The sequence below is a fragment of the Thermus sp. genome, assembly GCF_039793865.1.
Taxonomy (GTDB): Bacteria; Deinococcota; Deinococci; order Deinococcales; family Thermaceae; genus Thermus.
In genome coordinates this window covers 23,660-40,725 of the sequence record NZ_JBAMMI010000045.1, presented here as the reverse complement: position 1 = coordinate 40,725, position 17,066 = coordinate 23,660, and the positions used below count along the sequence as shown (strand labels likewise).

The 17,066-nt window shown below is 69.0% G+C and carries 18 protein-coding genes and 2 pseudogenes; 9 read left to right on the top strand and 11 right to left on the bottom strand.

The window, feature by feature from the left end; translation table 11 throughout:
- Positions 1–76 precede the first annotated feature (76 nt).
- The 4 genes and pseudogenes from ABJK26_RS04430 to surE all read left to right on the top strand — a co-directional run bounded on the left by ABJK26_RS04430 (position 77) and on the right by surE (position 3,378).
- Entirely contained in the window at positions 77–799 is a 723-nt protein-coding gene (locus ABJK26_RS04430) for a hypothetical protein (protein ID WP_347241036.1), read from the top strand.
- Between the two features lie 194 nt (positions 800–993).
- Positions 994–2,409 carry an SWIM zinc finger family protein gene (locus tag ABJK26_RS04425; protein ID WP_347241035.1) on the top strand — a complete coding sequence of 472 codons (1,416 nt, stop codon included), beginning with the start codon at positions 994–996 and terminating at the stop codon, positions 2,407–2,409.
- 84 nt (positions 2,410–2,493) lie between these two features.
- Positions 2,494–2,574: pseudogene (locus ABJK26_RS04420) on the top strand (cold-shock protein); the annotation flags it as partial.
- Positions 2,575–2,628: 54 nt separating this feature from the next.
- Complete coding sequence (gene surE, locus ABJK26_RS04415) at positions 2,629–3,378, top strand: 5'/3'-nucleotidase SurE (protein WP_347241034.1); 750 nt, start codon at positions 2,629–2,631, stop codon at positions 3,376–3,378.
- Here surE and ABJK26_RS04410 read toward each other — a convergent pair.
- Both ABJK26_RS04410 and ABJK26_RS04405 read right to left on the bottom strand, forming a co-directional pair.
- Positions 3,361–4,149, bottom strand: a complete 789-nt coding sequence (locus ABJK26_RS04410) for an SAM-dependent chlorinase/fluorinase (protein WP_347241033.1) — start codon at positions 4,147–4,149, stop codon at positions 3,361–3,363. The two genes, surE and ABJK26_RS04410, sit on opposite strands and share 18 nt — an antisense overlap.
- Positions 4,150–5,598 carry a tetratricopeptide repeat protein gene (locus ABJK26_RS04405; protein WP_347241032.1) on the bottom strand — a complete coding sequence of 483 codons (1,449 nt, stop codon included), beginning with the start codon at positions 5,596–5,598 and terminating at the stop codon, positions 4,150–4,152. It abuts the gene before it with no gap.
- A 68-nt stretch (positions 5,599–5,666) separates the two neighbouring features.
- Between ABJK26_RS04405 and ABJK26_RS04400 the strand changes: the two genes are divergently transcribed.
- Entirely contained in the window at positions 5,667–6,368 is a 702-nt protein-coding gene (locus tag ABJK26_RS04400) for a hypothetical protein (protein WP_347241031.1), read from the top strand.
- 3 nt (positions 6,369–6,371) lie between these two features.
- On the opposite strand, the gene ABJK26_RS04395 is transcribed toward ABJK26_RS04400, so the two are convergent.
- Positions 6,372–6,968: a trimeric intracellular cation channel family protein gene (locus tag ABJK26_RS04395; protein WP_347241030.1), complete on the bottom strand. Its 597-nt coding sequence runs from the start codon at positions 6,966–6,968 to the stop codon at positions 6,372–6,374.
- Complete coding sequence (gene ispF, locus ABJK26_RS04390) at positions 6,961–7,419, bottom strand: 2-C-methyl-D-erythritol 2,4-cyclodiphosphate synthase (RefSeq protein WP_347241029.1); 459 nt, start codon at positions 7,417–7,419, stop codon at positions 6,961–6,963. The genes ABJK26_RS04395 and ispF overlap by 8 nt, the downstream gene beginning before the upstream one ends.
- 16 nt (positions 7,420–7,435) lie before the next feature.
- Between ispF and ABJK26_RS04385 the strand changes: the two genes are divergently transcribed.
- Both ABJK26_RS04385 and ABJK26_RS04380 read left to right on the top strand, forming a co-directional pair.
- Positions 7,436–7,993 carry an HD domain-containing protein gene (locus tag ABJK26_RS04385; RefSeq protein ID WP_347241028.1) on the top strand — a complete coding sequence of 186 codons (558 nt, stop codon included), beginning with the start codon at positions 7,436–7,438 and terminating at the stop codon, positions 7,991–7,993.
- Positions 7,994–8,041: 48 nt separating this feature from the next.
- Entirely contained in the window at positions 8,042–8,344 is a 303-nt protein-coding gene (locus ABJK26_RS04380) for an FUN14 domain-containing protein (RefSeq protein ID WP_347241027.1), read from the top strand.
- Here ABJK26_RS04380 and ABJK26_RS04375 read toward each other — a convergent pair.
- The 3 genes and pseudogenes from ABJK26_RS04375 to ABJK26_RS04365 form a co-directional block, all read right to left on the bottom strand.
- The gene (locus ABJK26_RS04375; RefSeq protein ID WP_347241026.1) at positions 8,341–9,483 is read right to left on the bottom strand and encodes an aminotransferase class I/II-fold pyridoxal phosphate-dependent enzyme; all 1,143 of its coding nucleotides are present in this window, start codon (positions 9,481–9,483) and stop codon (positions 8,341–8,343) included. The genes ABJK26_RS04380 and ABJK26_RS04375 overlap by 4 nt on opposite strands.
- A complete protein-coding gene (locus tag ABJK26_RS04370) occupies positions 9,476–9,970 on the bottom strand; it encodes a MogA/MoaB family molybdenum cofactor biosynthesis protein (protein WP_347241025.1) in 495 nt (164 codons plus the stop codon). Before ABJK26_RS04370 ends, ABJK26_RS04375 begins: the two co-directional genes overlap by 8 nt.
- A 5-nt stretch (positions 9,971–9,975) precedes the next feature.
- A pseudogene (locus ABJK26_RS04365) lies at positions 9,976–10,260 on the bottom strand (aminopeptidase); the annotation flags it as partial.
- Between the two features lie 56 nt (positions 10,261–10,316).
- Here ABJK26_RS04365 and ABJK26_RS04360 point away from each other — a divergent pair.
- Together ABJK26_RS04360 and ABJK26_RS04355 are read left to right on the top strand one after the other, a co-directional pair.
- On the top strand, positions 10,317–10,907 hold the full coding sequence (locus ABJK26_RS04360; RefSeq protein WP_347241024.1) for a GNAT family protein: 591 nt from the start codon (positions 10,317–10,319) through the stop codon (positions 10,905–10,907).
- Positions 10,885–12,075, top strand: coding sequence for an anion transporter (locus ABJK26_RS04355; RefSeq protein ID WP_347241023.1), 1,191 nt, complete (start codon positions 10,885–10,887; stop codon positions 12,073–12,075). The genes ABJK26_RS04360 and ABJK26_RS04355 overlap by 23 nt, the downstream gene beginning before the upstream one ends.
- Here the strand turns inward: ABJK26_RS04355 and ABJK26_RS04350 are convergent.
- From ABJK26_RS04350 to ABJK26_RS04335, 4 genes are read right to left on the bottom strand one after another with little or no spacing between them, the layout of a single operon-like run.
- On the bottom strand, positions 12,068–13,372 hold the full coding sequence (locus tag ABJK26_RS04350) for an amidase (protein ID WP_347241021.1): 1,305 nt from the start codon (positions 13,370–13,372) through the stop codon (positions 12,068–12,070). The two genes, ABJK26_RS04355 and ABJK26_RS04350, sit on opposite strands and share 8 nt — an antisense overlap.
- Positions 13,359–14,579, bottom strand: a complete 1,221-nt coding sequence (gene thiI / locus ABJK26_RS04345) for a tRNA uracil 4-sulfurtransferase ThiI (protein WP_347241019.1) — start codon at positions 14,577–14,579, stop codon at positions 13,359–13,361. Before thiI ends, ABJK26_RS04350 begins: the two co-directional genes overlap by 14 nt.
- A gap of 9 nt (positions 14,580–14,588) precedes the next feature.
- Positions 14,589–15,014: an NUDIX domain-containing protein gene (locus tag ABJK26_RS04340; protein WP_347241018.1), complete on the bottom strand. Its 426-nt coding sequence runs from the start codon at positions 15,012–15,014 to the stop codon at positions 14,589–14,591.
- Positions 15,015–15,056: 42 nt separating this feature from the next.
- The gene (locus tag ABJK26_RS04335; RefSeq protein ID WP_347241017.1) at positions 15,057–17,066 is read right to left on the bottom strand and encodes a molybdopterin oxidoreductase family protein; all 2,010 of its coding nucleotides are present in this window, start codon (positions 17,064–17,066) and stop codon (positions 15,057–15,059) included.

Below are 17,066 nucleotides of genomic sequence, written 5' to 3'. Positions count from 1 at the left end.
AGCATAGCGGCCACTATTTTTTCAGGCCCAGGGATAGGTAGCAACTTGGGTTAACAATAACCCCCTAGCCGCGAAGGTGCTCTACAACCAGGAGGTCAAGGACGGCATGAAGCTGACCTTTAGTTTTACGGGCCAGGACCGCTTCTCTGGTCAGGGGGTTGTTGAGCCTCCTGTTGCCCCTACCGGTTTCTCCGCAGGCTACACCAATCTCTTATTCGTTACCCCCTTGGGTGCCTACGTGTTTGAGCCGCGCTATGCTGATTTCGGAAACCGCCTTTTCTATCCGCTTGTGCCGCCGGGCATTCAAGGACAATATGTAGCTTGGGTATGGCTGGAAGACGATCAAAAACATTTTCTCCTCACAGCAAAGGCGTTCAGCGGAAGCTCCTTTACTCCGACGCTCGCTGCCCCTTTCAGCCCGAGCGTGGACGTTTCTTCGGCCTTGCCTAGGGTTTCTGGGCTTAGGGCTACAGGTGTCAACTTGATTGGTTACTTCGTTAGCGTATCCTGGAAACCAGACCCAAGCAAGAACGTTTGGCAAAGCGTGAATGCCTTCGCTTCTGCCAAATGGCTGGGTTCCCAAGATGCCTATAACCTCCCCGATTTGTCATCGCTTGGCTTTTCTGCGGCTAGGCCTTCTTCTGGATTAAACGCTTCTTACTCCGCTGGTGCGACCTTCTCAGCCCAAAGCGTTGCCGAAATACTTGCCGTGAGCGGGAGCATAGGGATTATCAGGACGAACACCCCCAATCTAGACCGCAAAGGGGCGGGTGTGGGGGGTTCCTACCAAGTTCCTTAGTCTTGCAGCAAGTAAGGTTTCTGACCCCCGGCTTGAGCGTTTCTCAAGGGCGCTCCCGGGGGTTGGGCTCTGTGGTAGTTAAGCAGGTTTCACACTGGCACAAAGCCCTTGGGAAAGGGGCGGAAGAGATCGGCTTCCCTCAGGGTGGCGGCGAGCATTTGATACCGCTGGCCTCATTGTAGCAAACTGGGGCCGTGGTCCCTTTTCCCCCGGAGAAGGAGGAGGACTTCGCCCCCCTTTTCCCCGAGGAGATCCTGGCCCGGGGGCTCGCCTACGCCAAGGAGGGCCGGGTCAAGAGGGTCTTCCGGGTGGGGGAGAGGCTCTTGGGCGAGGTCCAGGGCTCGGAGCCCAGGCCCTACCGGGTGGGGGTGGGGCCCGGGCTTGTGGGGAGCTGCACCTGCCCCTACCCCTTCTTTCCCTGCAAGCACGCCGCCGCCCTCCTCTACGCCTACCTGGAAAGGCGCCCCGAGGACCTGAGGCCCCGCCTCGAGGCCCTTTCCCCCGAGGAGGCCAAGGGGCTTCTCCTGAGGCTTTCCGGGCTTCCCGAGGTGGCCTTCCTCCTCAAGGAGGCCCTTTTCCCCGAGGAGGCCTTTGCGGAAGGGGTGCTGCGCCTCAGGCAGGCCTTTCGCCTGGGCGGGGGAGAGGAGGAGGCCAAGGGGCTCCTTTTGCGGCTCCCTCAGGCGGGGGAAAGGGAGGTGGGGCGCTTTATAGAGGTCCTCCTCGAGGCCCCCTTTGACCCCGAGCCTTACCTCCGGGTGGCCCTCGCCCGCTACCTGGAGCTCGGGGGGGACCCCGCTCCTCTCCTCCGCCTCTACCTCAAGGCCCCTTCCCCTTCCCTGGAGGAGGCCCTCCTCGCCCTGGGGAAGGAGCGCCCCGAGGCCCTTCTTCCCCTCCTGGAGAAGGAGCGCTCCCCCATCGCTCGCGCCCTCCGGGCCGAGCTCCTCTTCGCCCTCGGGAGGGAGGAGGAGGCCCTCGCCCTTCTCCGGGAGGGCCTCCATGGGGTGGAGGACTACCTGGCCTTCGTGGAGCGCCTCTTGCGCCTGGGCAGGAGGGAGGAGGCCCTGAGGTACGCCGAGGAGGCGGTGGCCTGGTTCGGCAAGGACCCGAGGCTTCTTCCCCTCTTGGACCTCCTCGCCGCCCACCGGGGAAGCCCGGAGGACCACCGGGCCCGCTTTCTCCTAAGGCCCAACCTCGAGGACTACCTGGCCCTCAAGGCCAAGCTGGGCCGGGCCTTCGCCGAGGAAAGACCCCGCCTCCTTCGCCAGGTGCAAGACCCCGCCCTCCTCGCCCGCATCTACCTCCTGGAGGAGGACTGGAAGGCCCTGGACCGCCTCCTCAAGCGGGCTTCCCCGGAGGCCTACCCCGCCCTGGCCGAGGCCCTGGAGGCGAGGCTTCCCGAGGAGGCGGTGCGGCTTTACCTGGAGGCGGCGGGGCGGGAGGTGGAGAAGGGCACCCGGAGGGCCTACCAGGAAGCGGCGAGGCTTCTTGCGAAGGCCTCTCGCCTGGACCCCAAGGCGGCCCGGGCCATGGCCCAGAACTTCCTCAAGGCCTACCCCCGCCGTCTGGCCCTCAAGGAGACCCTGGCCCCTCTTCTCGCCGGGGGCCCGTGAAGGGGCGCAGGGCGCTTTCTTCTCCGTTAGACTACCGCACCTTCTTCCGCCTCACCTACCGCGAGACGGAGGCCTCGCTCCAGGGAAGGGGAGCGGGTGGAGTTTGAGGAGGAGCCCGGCCGGGGCGGCAAGGGCCCCCAGGCCAAGAGGGTCCGCCGCATCTAAAAGGCGGCTCGGAAAGGCCTCTCAGAGGGGGGCCTTTTCTTTTAGGCTTAGGGCATGCGCATCCTCGTTTCCAACGACGACGGCATCTTTTCCCCCGGCATCAAGGCCTTGGGCCTGGCCATGCGGGCCTTGGGAGAAGTGTACGTGGTGGCCCCCGACGTGGAGCAGTCGGCGGTGGGCCACGGCATCACCGTCCGCCGGCCCTTGCGATTCAAGCACACCCAAAGCGCTGGCTTCGGGGAGATCCCCGCCTACCGGGTGGACGGCACCCCGGCGGACTGCGTGGTCCTGGGGGTGCACCTCCTGGGGCAGCCGGACCTTCTGGTCTCCGGCATCAACCTCGGGGTGAACCTGGGCCTGGACCTCACCCACTCGGGCACGGTGGCGGCGGCTCTGGAGGGCACCTCCTTGGGCATCCCCTCCATCGCCTTCAGCCTGGACACCTCGGGAGAAGAGCTGAACTTCGCCCACGCGGCGGAGTGGGCGGTGCGCATCGCCGGGAGGGTGGCGGAGCGGGGCCTTCCCAAGGGGGTGCTCCTCAACGTGAACTTCCCCGCCGGGGCTCCTCGAGGCCTCCGGGTGACCCGGCTTTCCACCCACCACTTTGAGGGCACCGTGGTGGAGCGGCTGGACCCGGAGGGCAGGCCCTACTACTGGATCGCGGGCACCCCCGTGGGCGAGGAAGAGGAGGGAACGGACCTTTGGGCGGTGCGCCGGGGGTACATCTCCCTTACCCCGGTGAGCCTGGACTTCACCGCCAGCGACTTCCTCCCAGAGCTGGCCCGCCTAGTCCAGGACCTCTAGGAGCGCTACGGGCATCCCCTCCTTTAGGCCGAGGGCCTCACGGGCGCTTCCCCCGTGAAGGGCTATCTCCAAAAGGCCGGCGCTCCCCAGGTAGGCCAGAGCCTCTCCCCAAGCCGCCTCGCCGAAGGTGCGCCGGACGGGAAGCCGCCTTTCCGCCACCTCCACGAAGCCGCCCAAGGGAGCCCAGAGCAAGGTGGTGATGGCGTTGCCGAAGCGGTCAAAGGTGAGGATCTCCCCCCTGGGGCCGTGGCTCAGGGCCAGGGGCAGGCGGAGAAGGCCTTCCGGGGCCACCTCCGGCCCCAGGGCCTCAGGGGAAAGCCCCAGGGCCAGGTGGGCCGCGGCGGGGGCGAAGCGGTCGCGGCCGTGGAAGGTGTACGCCCCCGGGGCCCAGCCAAGGAGGGGCTCCACGCCCCTGGGCCTGGGCGGGGTTACCCGCTCCAGGAGGAAGGCCCTCTGGGGCGGGTCCAGGAGCCAGGCCAGGGTGAAGAGGCCGTTGTCCGGGCCCACGTACCACCGCCTCCCCCGGACGGCCACGGCCCGCCGGGAGGTTCCCACCCCGGGGTCCACCACCGCCAGGACCACGGCCCCCTCCGGCAGGTAGGAAACCGCTTCAAAGAGGGCGTAGGCGGCCCGCCGGAGGTCCTGGGGAGGGAGGTCGTGGGCCAGGTCCACCACGGCAACCCCTGGGGCCCGCTCCCGGAGCACCGCCTTGACCACCCCCACGTAGGGGTCTTCCAGGCCGAAGTCGGAGAGGAAGAAGACCGGTCTCATCTAGAACTTTCGCAACCAGGCCGGGGGGAAGAGGGCCAGGACCACCCCCGCCACCACCCAGCCCAAGGCCACCCCCAAGACGCCCCCCGTACGCTCCCTGGCCCAAAGGAGGCCGGCCCCCAAGAGGAGGAGAAGAAAGGTGGGGCCGGGCACCGCCAGGGCGAAGAAGAGGGTGGAGAGATGGGGGGCCAGGTCCCGGTAGCGCTCCCTAAACACCCAAGGAACTAAGCCCCGGAAGAAGGGCTCCATGAGGGCGAGGCCCAAGAAGGCCAGGAGGTGAAGGGGCAAGGTGGAAAGCCCCAAGAAGGGCCGCACCAGCCCGTAGGCGAAGAGGACCAGGACCAGGAAAGGCCCCACCCAGAACCCTTCCACCCAGCCCTCGAGGGGCCCCAGCACCTGGGGAAGGCGCCGCCTCTGCCAGAGGAGAAGCCCCACCAAAAGAAAGAAGCCGTACGCGAAAAAGAAGCTCGGGAGGACCTGGACCTTCTGGTACGGGGTGAAGAGGGCCAGGAGGTTGGCGAAGAGGGCCTTGCCCAGAAAAAGGGCCACCCCCAGGGCCAAGGCCAAGGCCAGGAGGACCAGAAGGTAGAGGCTCCCCGGCCCCGGGAGGGGGTTTTCCACCACCTCCACCGTGCGCAGGGGCTCAATGCGGCTTTCCCCGAGGATCACCAGAACCAAAAAGGCCAAAAGGGCCAGGAGCCAGGGCCACACCCGGGCGAGGAGAAGCCCGGGAAGGTTCAGAAGCCCCGAAAGCTGCCCCAAGGCCGCCTGCCCCCGGGCCCAGTCCCCCTGGCCGAAGTAGGCCAGGACCAGGGTGGAAAGGGCCTCCCGCTGGAGGTCGGGCCGGCCGGAAAGGTCCGGCAGGACCCCCTCCAAAAGGGCCACCGCCTCCCTAGGCCTTCCCGAAAGGAAGAGGAGGCGGCCCCGCTCCAGGCGCTCCTCCAGGGTGGACCCCAAAACGGCAAGCCCCTCCTCGGGCCTGCCCAAGGCCAGGTGGAGCCGGGCCAGAAGAAGGCGCACCTCCGGGGTGGGGGGAAGGCCCCGGGCCTCCTGGAGGGCTTCCTCGAGGCGGCCTTGGGCCTCGAGGGCCAAAGCCCGAAGGAGCCGCCCCTCCGGGGTTTCGGGAAGGGAAAGCCTAAGGACCTCTTCCGGTTTCCCCTCCAGGAGGAGAAGCCGCGCCCGAAGGGGAAGGGCCTTCGGGTCCTCCCCCAGGCGCTCCAGGTAGGCGGCGGCCTGGGCCGCGTCCTTCCTCTCCAGGTGGATGCGGGCCAGCAGGCGCAGGGCGGGCCGGTACTCGGGATCGGCCACCAAGGCCAGCTCACAGGTGGCCTGGGCGCTTTCCAGGGCGCCTTGTTGGTAAAGGCGCTCGCAACGGGCGTAATACTCCCCCGCCCCCTGGGCCAGGCCCAGGAGGCCCAATACCCACGCAAGCCCCAGGATAAGCCTCATGTCCTCCAGTTTACGCCCGCCCCTTGCCCCAGGCTTTGGACCGGGTATAATCCCCCGGGGTGAAGCCCATGAAGCGTTCCCTTGTCCTGCTTTTGACGAGCCTTTTTCCCTTGGCCCTGGCCCAAGCCTCCCAGGTGGAGGCCCTCCTGGACGCCGGGCGGTTCCAGGAGGCCTATGAGCTGGGCCTCAAGCTCGCCACCCCCGAGGCCCTGGCCTTGGCGGCCAAGGGGGCCAGCTTCTACGCCATGTACCAGGCCAAGGACGCCGAGAAGCGCGCCTGGTTTGAGCGGGCGGAGAAGGCCGCCTCCCAGGCCATCGCCAAGGCCCCCGACTACCCGGAGGGCTACTTTGAGCGGGCCCGAGCCTTGGGAAGGCTTTCCCAGTACAAGGGGATCCTCGAGGCCCTGGCCGAGGGCCTCGCCCCAAGGATCCGGGGCGACCTGGAAAAGACCCTCAAGCTCAAGCCGGACCACGCCGGGGCCATGGTGGCCCTGGCCCTATGGCACTTTGAGCTGGTGCAGAAGGGCTGGCTGGTGGCCGCCACCCAGGGGGCCGATGGGGGCAAGGTGGAGCCCCTCATGCGGCGGGCCATTGAGCTGGAGCCCGAGGGCATCATCCACCGGGTGGAGTACGCCCGGGTGCTTTCCGCCTGGGGGAAGACGGAGGAGGCCAGAAAGCAGCTGGAAGTGGCCCTCTCCCTTCCCGCCAGAACCGCCGCCGACCGCTACGACCAGGAGAGGGCCCGCCAGGAGCTCGCCAAGCTGAGGTAGGCCTCACCTGGGGGTGGGGAGGCGGAGGCCGAGCCTCCGCCCGAAGACCCGGAGGAGGACCGTGGTCAAGGCCCCCAGGAAGAGGGCCCCCTCCGGGTGGCTTCCGTGGAGGGCGTAGACCACCAAGGCCCCCACCAACGCCGCCGAGGCGTAGAGGTCCCCCGCCCGGTAGAGGATGCCCGGCACCTCCCCCGAGAGCACGTCCCGGAGCACCCCACCCCCCACCCCCGAGAGGGTGCCCGCCAGGGCCACGCCAAAGGGACCGAGGCCCGCCTGAAGACCCCTCTCCGCCCCCAAGGCGGCGAAGAGGCCTAGGCCCAGGGTGTCCAGGTAGTAGATCAAAGGCCCCAGGGCCTGCACCCGGGGGTGGAAGCGGAAGACGAGAAGCCCGGTGAGGACCACACCCCAAAGGAGGGGCTCGTTCCTGAGGGCCGTGGGGGGCAGGGTGCCCACCAGGACGTCCCGGATGGACCCGCCCCCCACGGCCGTCACCGTGGCCAGGACCAGGACCCCGAGGAGGTCAAACCCCTTCTCCACCCCCTTCAGGGCCCCCGTGGCCGCGAAGACCAGGGTGCCGAGCCAGACCAGGGCCTCAACCATCCAGAAGCACCACCGCCCGGGCCTGGACGTGGGAGGGCGCCAGGCCCTCGGAGGTCTTGAAGGCGAGGCCCACGCGGTCCACCGGGAGGCCCAAAAGCCGGGCCAGGCTCCCCACCAGGGCCTCCCGGTGGGGGGCGAGCTTGGGCCGGTCCAGGGTGAGGACCAGGCTCGCCTGCAAAAGCCGCCCCCCCCGCTCGGCCACCAGGCGCAGGGCCTCCCTCAGGAAGACCTCGCTCCGCGCCCCGCGCCAGCGGGGGTCGGTGTCGGGGAAGAGGAGGCCGATGTCCCCGAGGCCGTAGGCGGAAAGGAGGGCGTCGGTGAGGGCGTGGAGGGCGGCGTCCCCGTCGGAGTGGGCCAGGGCCCCCACGGGGCTTGGGATGGGGAGGCCGCAGAGGTAAAGGGGCTTTCCCTCCTCCAGGCGGTGGCTGTCCTCGCCGTAGCCAATGCGCATGGGTATACTTTAGGGCATGCCGAGCTTTGAGGAAGCCCTGGCCCTCATGGAGGCCTGGACGGAAAGCGAGTCCCTAAGGCGGCACATGCGGGCGGTGGAGGTGGCCATGCGGGCCTACGCGAGGCGCTTCGGGGAGGACGAGGAGCTTTGGGCCATCGCCGGGGTGCTCCACGACATGGACTACGAGAAGTACCCCGAGCTTCACCCCTATCGGGGGGTGGAGGAGCTAAAGCGCCTGGGCTACCCCGAGGAGGTGCTGAAGGCCATCCTGGGCCACGCCAGCTACACCGGGGTCCCCCGGGAAAGCCTCATGGCCAAGGCCCTCTTCGCCGTGGACGAGCTCACGGGCCTCATCACCGCCGCGGTGTACGTGCGGCCCGACCGATCCATCCTCGGCCTGGAGCTTCCCAGCCTCAAGAAGAAGTTCAAGGACAAGGCCTTCGCCAAGGGGGTGAACCGGGAGGAGATCCGCCTGGGGGCCGAGGAACTGGGGGTTGCCCTGGAGGAGCACATGGCCTTCGTCCTCGAGGCCATGAAGAAGGAGGCCCGACTCCTCGGCCTGGAGGGCGCATAGCGTCCGGGGCGCTTGCCCCGCCGCCCTACCCGCGCTAGGGTGAAAGCCGTGGAGTTCCCCGACCTCACCCCCTACCTCGGGCAGATGACCTTCGGCGGCCTCGCCGGCTACGCCGTGGGCTACGTCTTCAAAAAGGTGGGCCGCCTTTTGGCCCTGCTCCTCGGCCTCTCCTTCATGGCCCTCCAGCTTCTGGCCCAGGGAGGCTACGTCCAGGTGGACTGGAACCGCATCCAGAAAGACGTGGAGCCCATCTTTCGCCTCTGGGAGAGGCTCCTTTCCACCCTGACCTACAACCTCCCCTTCGGGGCGAGCTTCGTGGGGGGGTTCTTCCTGGGCCTGCGGGCGGGCTAAGGCCGTCCAAGCTTCAGCGCTTCCCGGAGGGTCTCCGCCGCCCGCAAAAGCTCTTCTAGAGGCCTTACCAAGGCGATGCGCACCCATCCCACGCCCCCGGGCCCGAACCCCCGCCCGGGGGCGAGGGCCACCCCCTGTTCCACGAGGTTTAGGGCGAACTCCAGGTCGTCCACCCCCTCAGGAAGCCTCCCCCAGAGGTACATGGTGGCCCTGGGGGGAAGGAGGCTTAGGGCCCCCCGAAGGGCCTCGGCCATCCCCAAGGCCCTCTCCCGGTAGACCCGGGCGTAGCCCCGGGTAGTCTCCCGGGGGGTCTTCAGGGCCTCCACCCCCATGCGGAGGATCCCCGCGTAGGCGTTGAAGTCTATGACCCCCTTGACCCGCTCCAGGCGCGCTATGGCCTCCTCGCTCCCCAGGGCGAAGCCCAGACGGAAGCCCGCCAGGTTGTAGCTCTTGGAGAGGGAGAAGAGCTCCACCACCCGCTCCCTGGCCCCGGGAAGGGCCAGGGGGGAGGGGGCCTCTCCGTCATAGACCTGGTCCACGTAGGGGTTGTCGTGGACCAGCCAGAGGCCGTGCCTCCGGGCGAGGGCCAGGGCCTCCTCAAAGTAGGCCCAGTCGGCCACGGCCCCCGTGGGGTTGTTGGGGTAGTTGAGGAGGAGGACCTTGGCCTCCCCCCACGCGCCCTCCGGCACCGCCTTCAGTTCGGCCAGGCCGTCTTCCCTTAGGGGAATCAAAAAGGTCCTTAGAGAGGCCACCCGGGCCGCCCCGAAGTAGCTCGGGTAGGCCACCTCGGGAAGGAGGAGGAGGTCACCAGGCTCCGTGAGGGCGAGGAGGAGGTGGGCCAGGCCCTCCTGGCTCCCGATGAGGGCCAGGGCCTCCCGCCTGGGGTCAAGGCTTACCCCGTAGCGCCCCTCGTACCAGCGGGCCGCCTCCTCCAGGAAGGGGAGGGTGCAACTTCTCAGGCAGTAGCCGTAGGTGGCGGGGTCCTTCAGGGCCTCGGCGAGGGCCCTTAGGGGGGCCTCGGGGGGCGGGAGGTCGGTGGAGCCGATGGAGAGGTCTATGAGCCTCACCCCCCTCTCCCGGGCCTTCCGCTTGGCCTCGTCCACCACCAGGAAGACCGAGGGCTCCGGGACCCTACTCATGGTGCCCCTCCTTCCAGGGCTTGCCCGTCACCAGGGAGAGGGCGTGGGGCAGAACGGGAAGCACCGCCTCCAAGGACTCTCTCGCCCCCTTGGGGCTTCCCGGGAGGTTCAGGATGAGGGTCTTGCCCCGCACCCCGGCGATGCCCCGGGAGAGGGCGGCCATGGGGGTCTTCCGGAGGCCTACCAAGCGCATGAGCTCGGCGAGGCCCGGGACCTCCCGCTCCACCATCTCCCGGGTGGCCTCGGGGGTCCGGTCCCGGGGGGCGAGCCCCGTGCCCCCGTTGGTGAGGACCAGGTCCAGGCCCTCGCGGTCGGCCCAGAGCCTGAGGACCTTCTTGATCATGGGGGGCTCGTCGGGGACGATCTCGTAGGCCGCCACCTCAAAGGGCCCCCCCTTCAGGGCCTCGCGGATGGCCAGGTGGGTGGTGTCCTCCCGCTCCCCGCGGAAGCCCTTGTCGGAAACCGTGAGGATGCCCACGCGGAACATTGCCCTTAAGGTACCACAGGCCCTTGGGAGCCCTGGAAGAGGGCGGAAAGCAGGGCCTTGGCGTAGGCCCGGGTTTCTTGAAGGGCCTTCCTGTCCAGCCGGGCGAAGGTGTCCGTGGGCCAGTGCCAGTCCGGGGGGACGCCCCCTTCCAGGCGGACCAGGGTGAGGGCGGGGAAGCCCTTTTGCGCTATGGGCAGGGCGTCAAAGTAGGCCAGGCGGTAGCGCAGGGGCCACGCCCCCGGGGTCTTTCGGGCGGCCTCGAGGGGGGTGGCGCTTCCCCGGTGGGGGAGCTTGAGGAGGGCCAACACCTCTTCCAGGAGGTCCACCCTTCCAGGATAATGGCCCCATGTGGACCTTCCCCGAGGTCCTCACCGGGCAGTACGTGCGCCTGGAGCCCCTCGGCCTCGCCCACCTTCCCCACTTCCTCCGCCACTTTGACCCCGAGGTCTACCGCTTCCTAAGCCGCGCCCCAAGGGCCGGGGAGCCCCCGGAAGAGGCCCTACAGGCCCACCTGGAGGGGCTCCTCGGGGAACCCGGGCGGGTGAACTGGGCCATCCTCCTCGGCGAGGAGGTTGCGGGGCGGATCTCCGTCATCGCCCCCGAGCCCGAGCACGGAAGGCTTGAGATCGGCACCATGCTCTTCAAGCCCTTCTGGGGAAGCCCCGCCAACAAGGAGGCCAAGTACCTTCTCCTCCGCCACGCCTTTGAGGTTCTCTTGGCGGAAAGGGTCCAGTTCAAGGTGGACCTGAGGAACGAAAGGAGCCAGAAGGCCCTGGAGGCTCTGGGGGCGGTGCGGGAAGGGGTGTTGCGGAGAAACCGGAGGCTTTCCGATGGCACTTTCCGCGACGACGTGGTCTACAGCATCCTCCGGGAGGAGTGGCCCCAGGTAAAGAAGGGGCTTCAGGAAAGGCTCTATGGCGCTCCGGGAAGCCCTTAGCCTCCTCGTCCTCCTCCTCGCCTACCTGGGCCTCGCCCTGGGGGGCCTCCCCGGCTACCGCATGAACCGGGCGGGGGTGGCCCTGGTGGGGGCGAGCCTCCTGGTGCTTCTTGGCGGGATGGACCTCCAGGAGGCTTGGCAGGCCATGGACGCCCCCACCCTGGTCTTCCTCTTCGGGGTCATGGTCCTGAACGCCCACCTGGGCTACGCGGGCTTCTTCGGCCTCGCCACCCAGGGCCTTCTCCGCTTCGCCCGCACCCCCTTTTCCCTCCTCGTCCTCCTCTCCTTCGGGGCGGGAGGGCTTTCCGCCCTCTTCCTCAACGACACCATGGCCCTCCTCCTCACCCCCCTCGTCCTGCGCCTCGCCCGGGGCCTGGGCCTGAACCCCGTGCCCTACCTCCTCGCCCTCATGGCCGCGGTGAACACGGGAAGCCTCATGACCCCCACGGGCAACCCCCAGAACATCCTGGTGGCGAGCCTTTCGGGGATGGCTTACCTGGACTTCCTCCGGGCCCTTTTCCCCGTGGCCCTCCTGGGGCTTGCCCTCCAGGTGGCGCTCCTCGCCCTCCTCTACCCCGAGGTCCGCTCCCTAAAGCCCCTCCCGCCCCTTCCCCCCTTGCGCTACCGCCTCCACCCCGGGCTTCTCCGCAAGGGGCTTCTCGTGGCCTCGGGGCTCCTTCTCGCCTTCCTCCTGGGCTACCCCATGGCCCAGGGGGCCCTGGTGGCGGCGGGACTTCTCCTCTTTACCCGGAGGCTCCGCTCGGAGCGCTACTTCCAGAGGGTGGACTGGGAGCTCCTCGTGATGTTCGGCGGGCTTTTCGTCCTCACGGAAGGGGTGCGCCGCCTGGGGCTCGCCAAAGCCCTCCTGCCCCTGGCGGGAAGCCCCCTTGGCCTCCTCCTCGCCGCCCTCTTCCTCTCCCTCCTCCTCTCCAATGTGCCCGCGGTCCTCCTCCTCGCCCCCCTGGCCAAGACCCCCGAGGAGTGGCTCCTCCTCGCCGGGGGGAGCACCCTGGCGGGGAACCTCACCCTGCTCGCCAGCGTGGCCAACCTCATCGTGGCCGAGGGGGCGGGGCGGGAGGGGGTGCGGGTGGGGCTCCTGGAGCACCTCCGCCTAGGCCTACCCCTCACCCTCGCTTCCCTGGCGCTCCTTTACCTCTGGCTCAGGTGAGCCGGGCCTCGAGCCAGCCCCCGATGGCGAGCACCCTCCCGTCCTCGGCATAGGGCCCCACCACCTGGAGGCCCACGGGCATCCCCTCCACCTTGGCGAAGGGGAGGGCTAGGGTGGGCACCCCGAGGAGGCTGAAGGGGAGGGTGAGGGTGATGAAGGCTTCCCGGTGGCTCCTCTTCCCCGATTCCAGCTCCACCTCCTCCGTGCCCAGGGGAGGCGCGGGGAGGGGCTGGACGGGGAGGAGGAGGGCGTCCACCCCCCTTAGGGCCTTCACCAGCTCCAGCCTCAGGGCCTCCCGCTCGGCCACGGCGTCCCGGTAGTCCTTCTCCGTGAGGGCAAGGCCCGCGAGGAGGGCTTCCCGCACCTGGGGAGAAAAGCCTTCAGGATGCTCCTTCAGGGCCTTCTCGTGGATGCGGGCCGCCTCGTAGCGCACGAGCCGGGTGTAGACCTCGTAGACCCCCCTAAGGGGCAAGGAGACCTCCCGCACCTTGGCCCGGAGGGCGGGAAGGTCTTCCAGAAGCCTCGTGAAGGCCTTCCGCACCCCCACCCCAAGCCTCCCCTCCAGGAAGTCCAGGGGCACCCCGAAGGTGGGGTTCTGGGGGCCCTCCAGGGGGAGGCTCTCCCCCGCCAGGATCTCCGCGAGAAAGTGGGCGTCCCGCACGCTCCTCGCGAGGGGCCCGGCGTGGTCCGTGGAGCGGGAGAGGGGGAGGGCCCCTTCCAGGCTCACCCGGCCGTAGGAGGGCTTGAAGCCCACCACCCCGTTGAAGCCCGCGGGGATCCGGATGGACCCCCCGGTGTCCGTGCCCAAAGAGGCGAGGCCGATCCCCAGGGCCACGGCCACGGCGCTCCCGCCGCTAGACCCCCCGGCCTGGCGGGTGGGGTCTATGGCGTTCCGCACGGGGCCCGTCCAGGGGTTCTCCCCGGTGATCCCCAGGGCGATCTCGTGCATGTTGGTCTTGGCGAAGAGGAGGGCCCCCGCCTCCTTTAGGCGCCGCACCGCCCGGGCCTCCTCGGGAAGGGGGGGAAGGGGGGCCTTCGTCCCCGCCCGGGTGGGCATGCCCTTCACGGGGAAGAGGTCCTTCACCGTGAGGGGAAGGCCGTGGAGGGGCCCCCGCACCTGGCCCCGCTTGAGCTCCTCGGTGAGGGCGAGGGCCTCCTTTCTGGCGGCCTCCTCGTCCAGGTAGGCGAGGGCGTTCCGGTCCTGGAAGGCCTTGGCCCGCTCCAAGGCCTCCTCCAGGAGGGCGAGGGGGGTGGTGGCCCCGGTCTCCAGAAGCCGCTTCGCTTCAAGCAGGTCCATGCTCCATTATAAGCGCGCCTTCCGGCTCCTTGGGTAGGGGCTTTCCGGGCCAGACGTAGGTGAGGACCTCCCGCTCCTTTAGGGCCAGGGCGAGGAGGTCCTCCGTGGGCAGGCGGGCCTCGGCCTTCAGGACCACCTCGAGCCTCGCCCGGGTCACGGGGTGCTTGGGGGCGAAGAGGGTGCAGCACTCCTCGTCGGGGAGGATGGAGGTCTCGTAGGTGCCGATCCTCTTGGCCTCGGCCACGATCTCCTGCTTGTCCCAACCGATGAGGGGCCTTAGAACGGGGAGGGTGGCCGCCTGGTTCACGGCGTGGAGGTTTTCCAGGGTCTGGGAGGCCACCTGGCCCAGGCTGTCCCCGGTGCAAAGGGCGAGGGCCCCTTCCTCCCTGGCGATGGCCTCGGCGATCCTCAGCATGTAGCGGCGGTAGAGGACCACCCGGTAGGCCGGAGGGGCCTCGGCGAGGATGTGCCGCTGGACCTCGCTGAAGGGGACGAGGTGGAGCCTCAGGCGGTGCTGGAAGCGGGAGAGGCGCTCGGCGAGGGCCCTCGCCTTCTCCCGGCTCGCCCCCGAGAGGAGGGGGAAGGGGTGGAAGTGGACGAGGACCACCTCCGCCCCCCGGCGCATGAGGCGGTAGGCGGCCACGGGGGAGTCCATCCCCCCGGAGAGGAGGGCCACCACCCGCCCCGAGACCCCGGGGGGAAGGCCCCCGGGGCCCGGGTGGCGCTCCACCTCCAAAAGGGCCGCCCCGGGGAGGAGGCGCACCACGAACTCCCGCTCCGCCCCCTTAAGCCGCACCTGGGCTCCCGTCCTTTCCTTCACGAAAGCCCCGAGGAGGCGCTCCATCTCCGGGGAGGTGAGGGGGAAGCGTTTGTCGGTGCGCTTGGCGGTGATGCGGAAGCTAAGGAAGGCCTCGCCCTCCAGGGCCTTCTCCAGGGCGGCCTTCAGGGCCTCGAGGTCCGGGAAGGTCCTCAAGACCCGGGCGAAGCCCTCCACCCCGAGGGTTTCCCGGAGGCGGGCCCTGGCCTCGGGCCAGGCCTCCCCCGGGAGGCGGAAGAGGAGGGCCATGGGCCACTCGGCCTCGAGGGCCGCCCCCAGGCCCCTTAGGGCCCGCCCCACGTGGGCCTTGGCCCGCTTGAGGAAGAAGGGGCGGTTCTTCCCCTTGAGGGCGAGCTCGTGGAAGAGTCGGACGAGAAGCAGGGTTTCCATGCGTCTTTTCTAAGGGCAAAGCCCCTTGACCGCGAGGAAGAGCCGGCTGCACAAAGAGCCCCGCCGGGCGGCCTCCCGCAGGTCCTCGAGGCTTGCGAAGCGGAAGGCGGTGTAGTAGGTCTTGCCGGGCTTGGGCTTGGGGAGGCGAATAGGGGCGAGAAGCTCGGCCTCGTACACCCAAAGCTCCAGGGTGTAGGCCTTTCGCTCCTCCCGGCCAAAGGCCACGGGGAAGCGGAGGGCCACCTCGGTCCCAAGCTTCTCCCGCGCCACCCTTTGGGCGGCCTCCTCCAGGGCCTCTTCTGGTTTTAGGCTCACCGCCGGCAGGCCCCAGGCTCCGGCGAACTCGGGGTCGTCCTGGGGGCGAAGGACCAGAAGAAGCCCCTCCTCCCCCCAGGCGGCCAGGGCCAGGGAGCGCTTTCTTGGAGCCTCGCGCACCCCCTCAAGGTAGCAGGATTGTAGCCCAGGCGCAAATCTCCCCTAGGCCAGCCTGAGGGGCTCCACCTCCACGGGGGTGGCGTGGAAGGTGCTCCCCCCGCCCAGGTCGGTGAGCCTTTCCGAGGTGAGGTGGTTCACGCCCTTGCCGTCCGGGGCCCACTTCTCCCACCAGGTGCCCTCCAGGACCGCCGTTCCCGGGATGGGGGCCTCGCTCACCACCGCCTTTCTCGTGATCCTCCCCCAAGGGGAAAGGATGTGGACCAGCATGCCGCTTTGGATCCCCCGCGCCCGGGCGTCCTCGGGGTGGAGGAGAAGCCTGGGCTCTCCGCCCTCCGCCTCCACCAGGGCCTCCACGTTCCCGTAGGTGGTGTTCAGGAAGCGGTGGGCCGGGGGGGTGAGGAGGATCAGGGGGTAGTCCGGCAGGGGCTCGGTGGGGATCACCTCAGGGGGAGGGCTGAAGCGCACCTTCCCTTGGGCGAAGGGGAGGAAGGGCTTGGGGAGGTGGAGCTTCACGAAGCCCTCCCGCTTGAGCCTCTCCAGGGTGATCCCCTCCAGGTAGGGGTGGTCCGAGGCGAGGAGGCTTTTCGCCACCTCCTCGGCCGTCCAGTAGAGGGTGGACTCCTTCAGGCCAAGCCTCTTCGCCAGCTCCCGGAAGACCCAGGTGTTGGGGCGGGCCTCCCCTTCCGGGGGGCTTAAGGGCTCGTTCCAGGAGAGGTAGTAGTGGCCGTAGCTCGTGTAGAGGTCGGGGTGCTCGTAGAAGAGGGTGGCGGGGAGGAGGTAGTCGGCGAAGCGGGCGGTCTCGGTCATCACCTGCTCCAGGACCACGGTGAAGAGGTCCTCCCGCTCCAGCCCCGCCCTCACCTTCCCCGTATTGGGGGCCACCACCAGGGGGTTGCTGTTGAAGACGAAGAGGACCCTTATGGGGGGCTTGAGCTCGGTGAGGGCGGTGCCGAGCCCGTTCATGTTCACGGCCCGGGCCTTGGGGTTCGGCCGGAAGTAGCCCTCGTGGGGGTGGTCCCCCTCGAGGAGGTGCCGCCCCCCGAGGAAGCGGCGGTTTAGGGGAAAGGCCCCGCTGGTGGAGAGCATGGCCCCGCACCCCGGGTAGCGCCAGGCCCCGAGGAGGGTGGGGAGGAGGATCACCGCCCTTAGGGCGTTCCCCCCTCCCGGGTGGCGGGTCATGCCGTAGCCCACCCGCAAGAAAACCCGCTTGGCCTCCCCCATCTCCCGGGCCAGGCGCAGGATGGCCTCCTCGGGCACCCCGGTGAGGGCGCTCGCCCTCTCTGGGGTCCACTTTTCCGCCGCTTTCTGGTACTCTTCCAAGCCCACCGCCACCCTTTCCAGGTAGTCCCAGTCCACCAGGCCCTCCCGGAAGAGGACGTGAGCCAAGGCGTAGGCCAGGGCGGCGTCCGTGCCGGGGCGGAGCTTGAGGTGGAGGTCGGCGAAGCGGGAGGTGAGGTTTTCGTAGGGGTCTATGTGGACCACCTTGGCCCCCCGCCTCCTCGCCTCCTTGAGGAAGGGGGTGAGGTGGCTATGGGTGGAGAGGCTGTTGATGCCCCAAAGGAGGAGGTAGCGGGCCTCGGGGACCTCCTCGGGGTCGGGGCTGAGGCGGGGGCCGTAGGTCATCTCCCAGGCGGCGCTTCCCGCAGAAGAACAGATGGTCTCCAAGAGCTCCGAGGCCCCGATGGCCCGGAAGAAGGCCAGGGGGTGCTGGTTCTCTATGAGGCCCATGGTCCCGGCGTAGTGGTAGGGGAGGACGGCCTCGCCCCCCTCCCGGTCCAGGACCTCCTTGAGCCTTAGGGCGATCTCCTCCAGGGCCTCCTCCCAGGAGACCCGCACGAACCTCCCCTCGCCCTTCCTTCCCACCCGGCGCATGGGGTAGAGGAGCCTTTCCCGCACCCTCTCCGGGTAGCGGTAGGTCTTGGCGCAGGCGAAGCCCCGGGTGACGGGGTGGCGGGGGTCGCCCTCCACCTTCGCCAGCCTGCCCTCCTCCAGGGTGAGGAGGAGGCTACAGGCGTCCGGGCAGTCCAGGGGGCAGGTGGCCCTTCCCTTCAT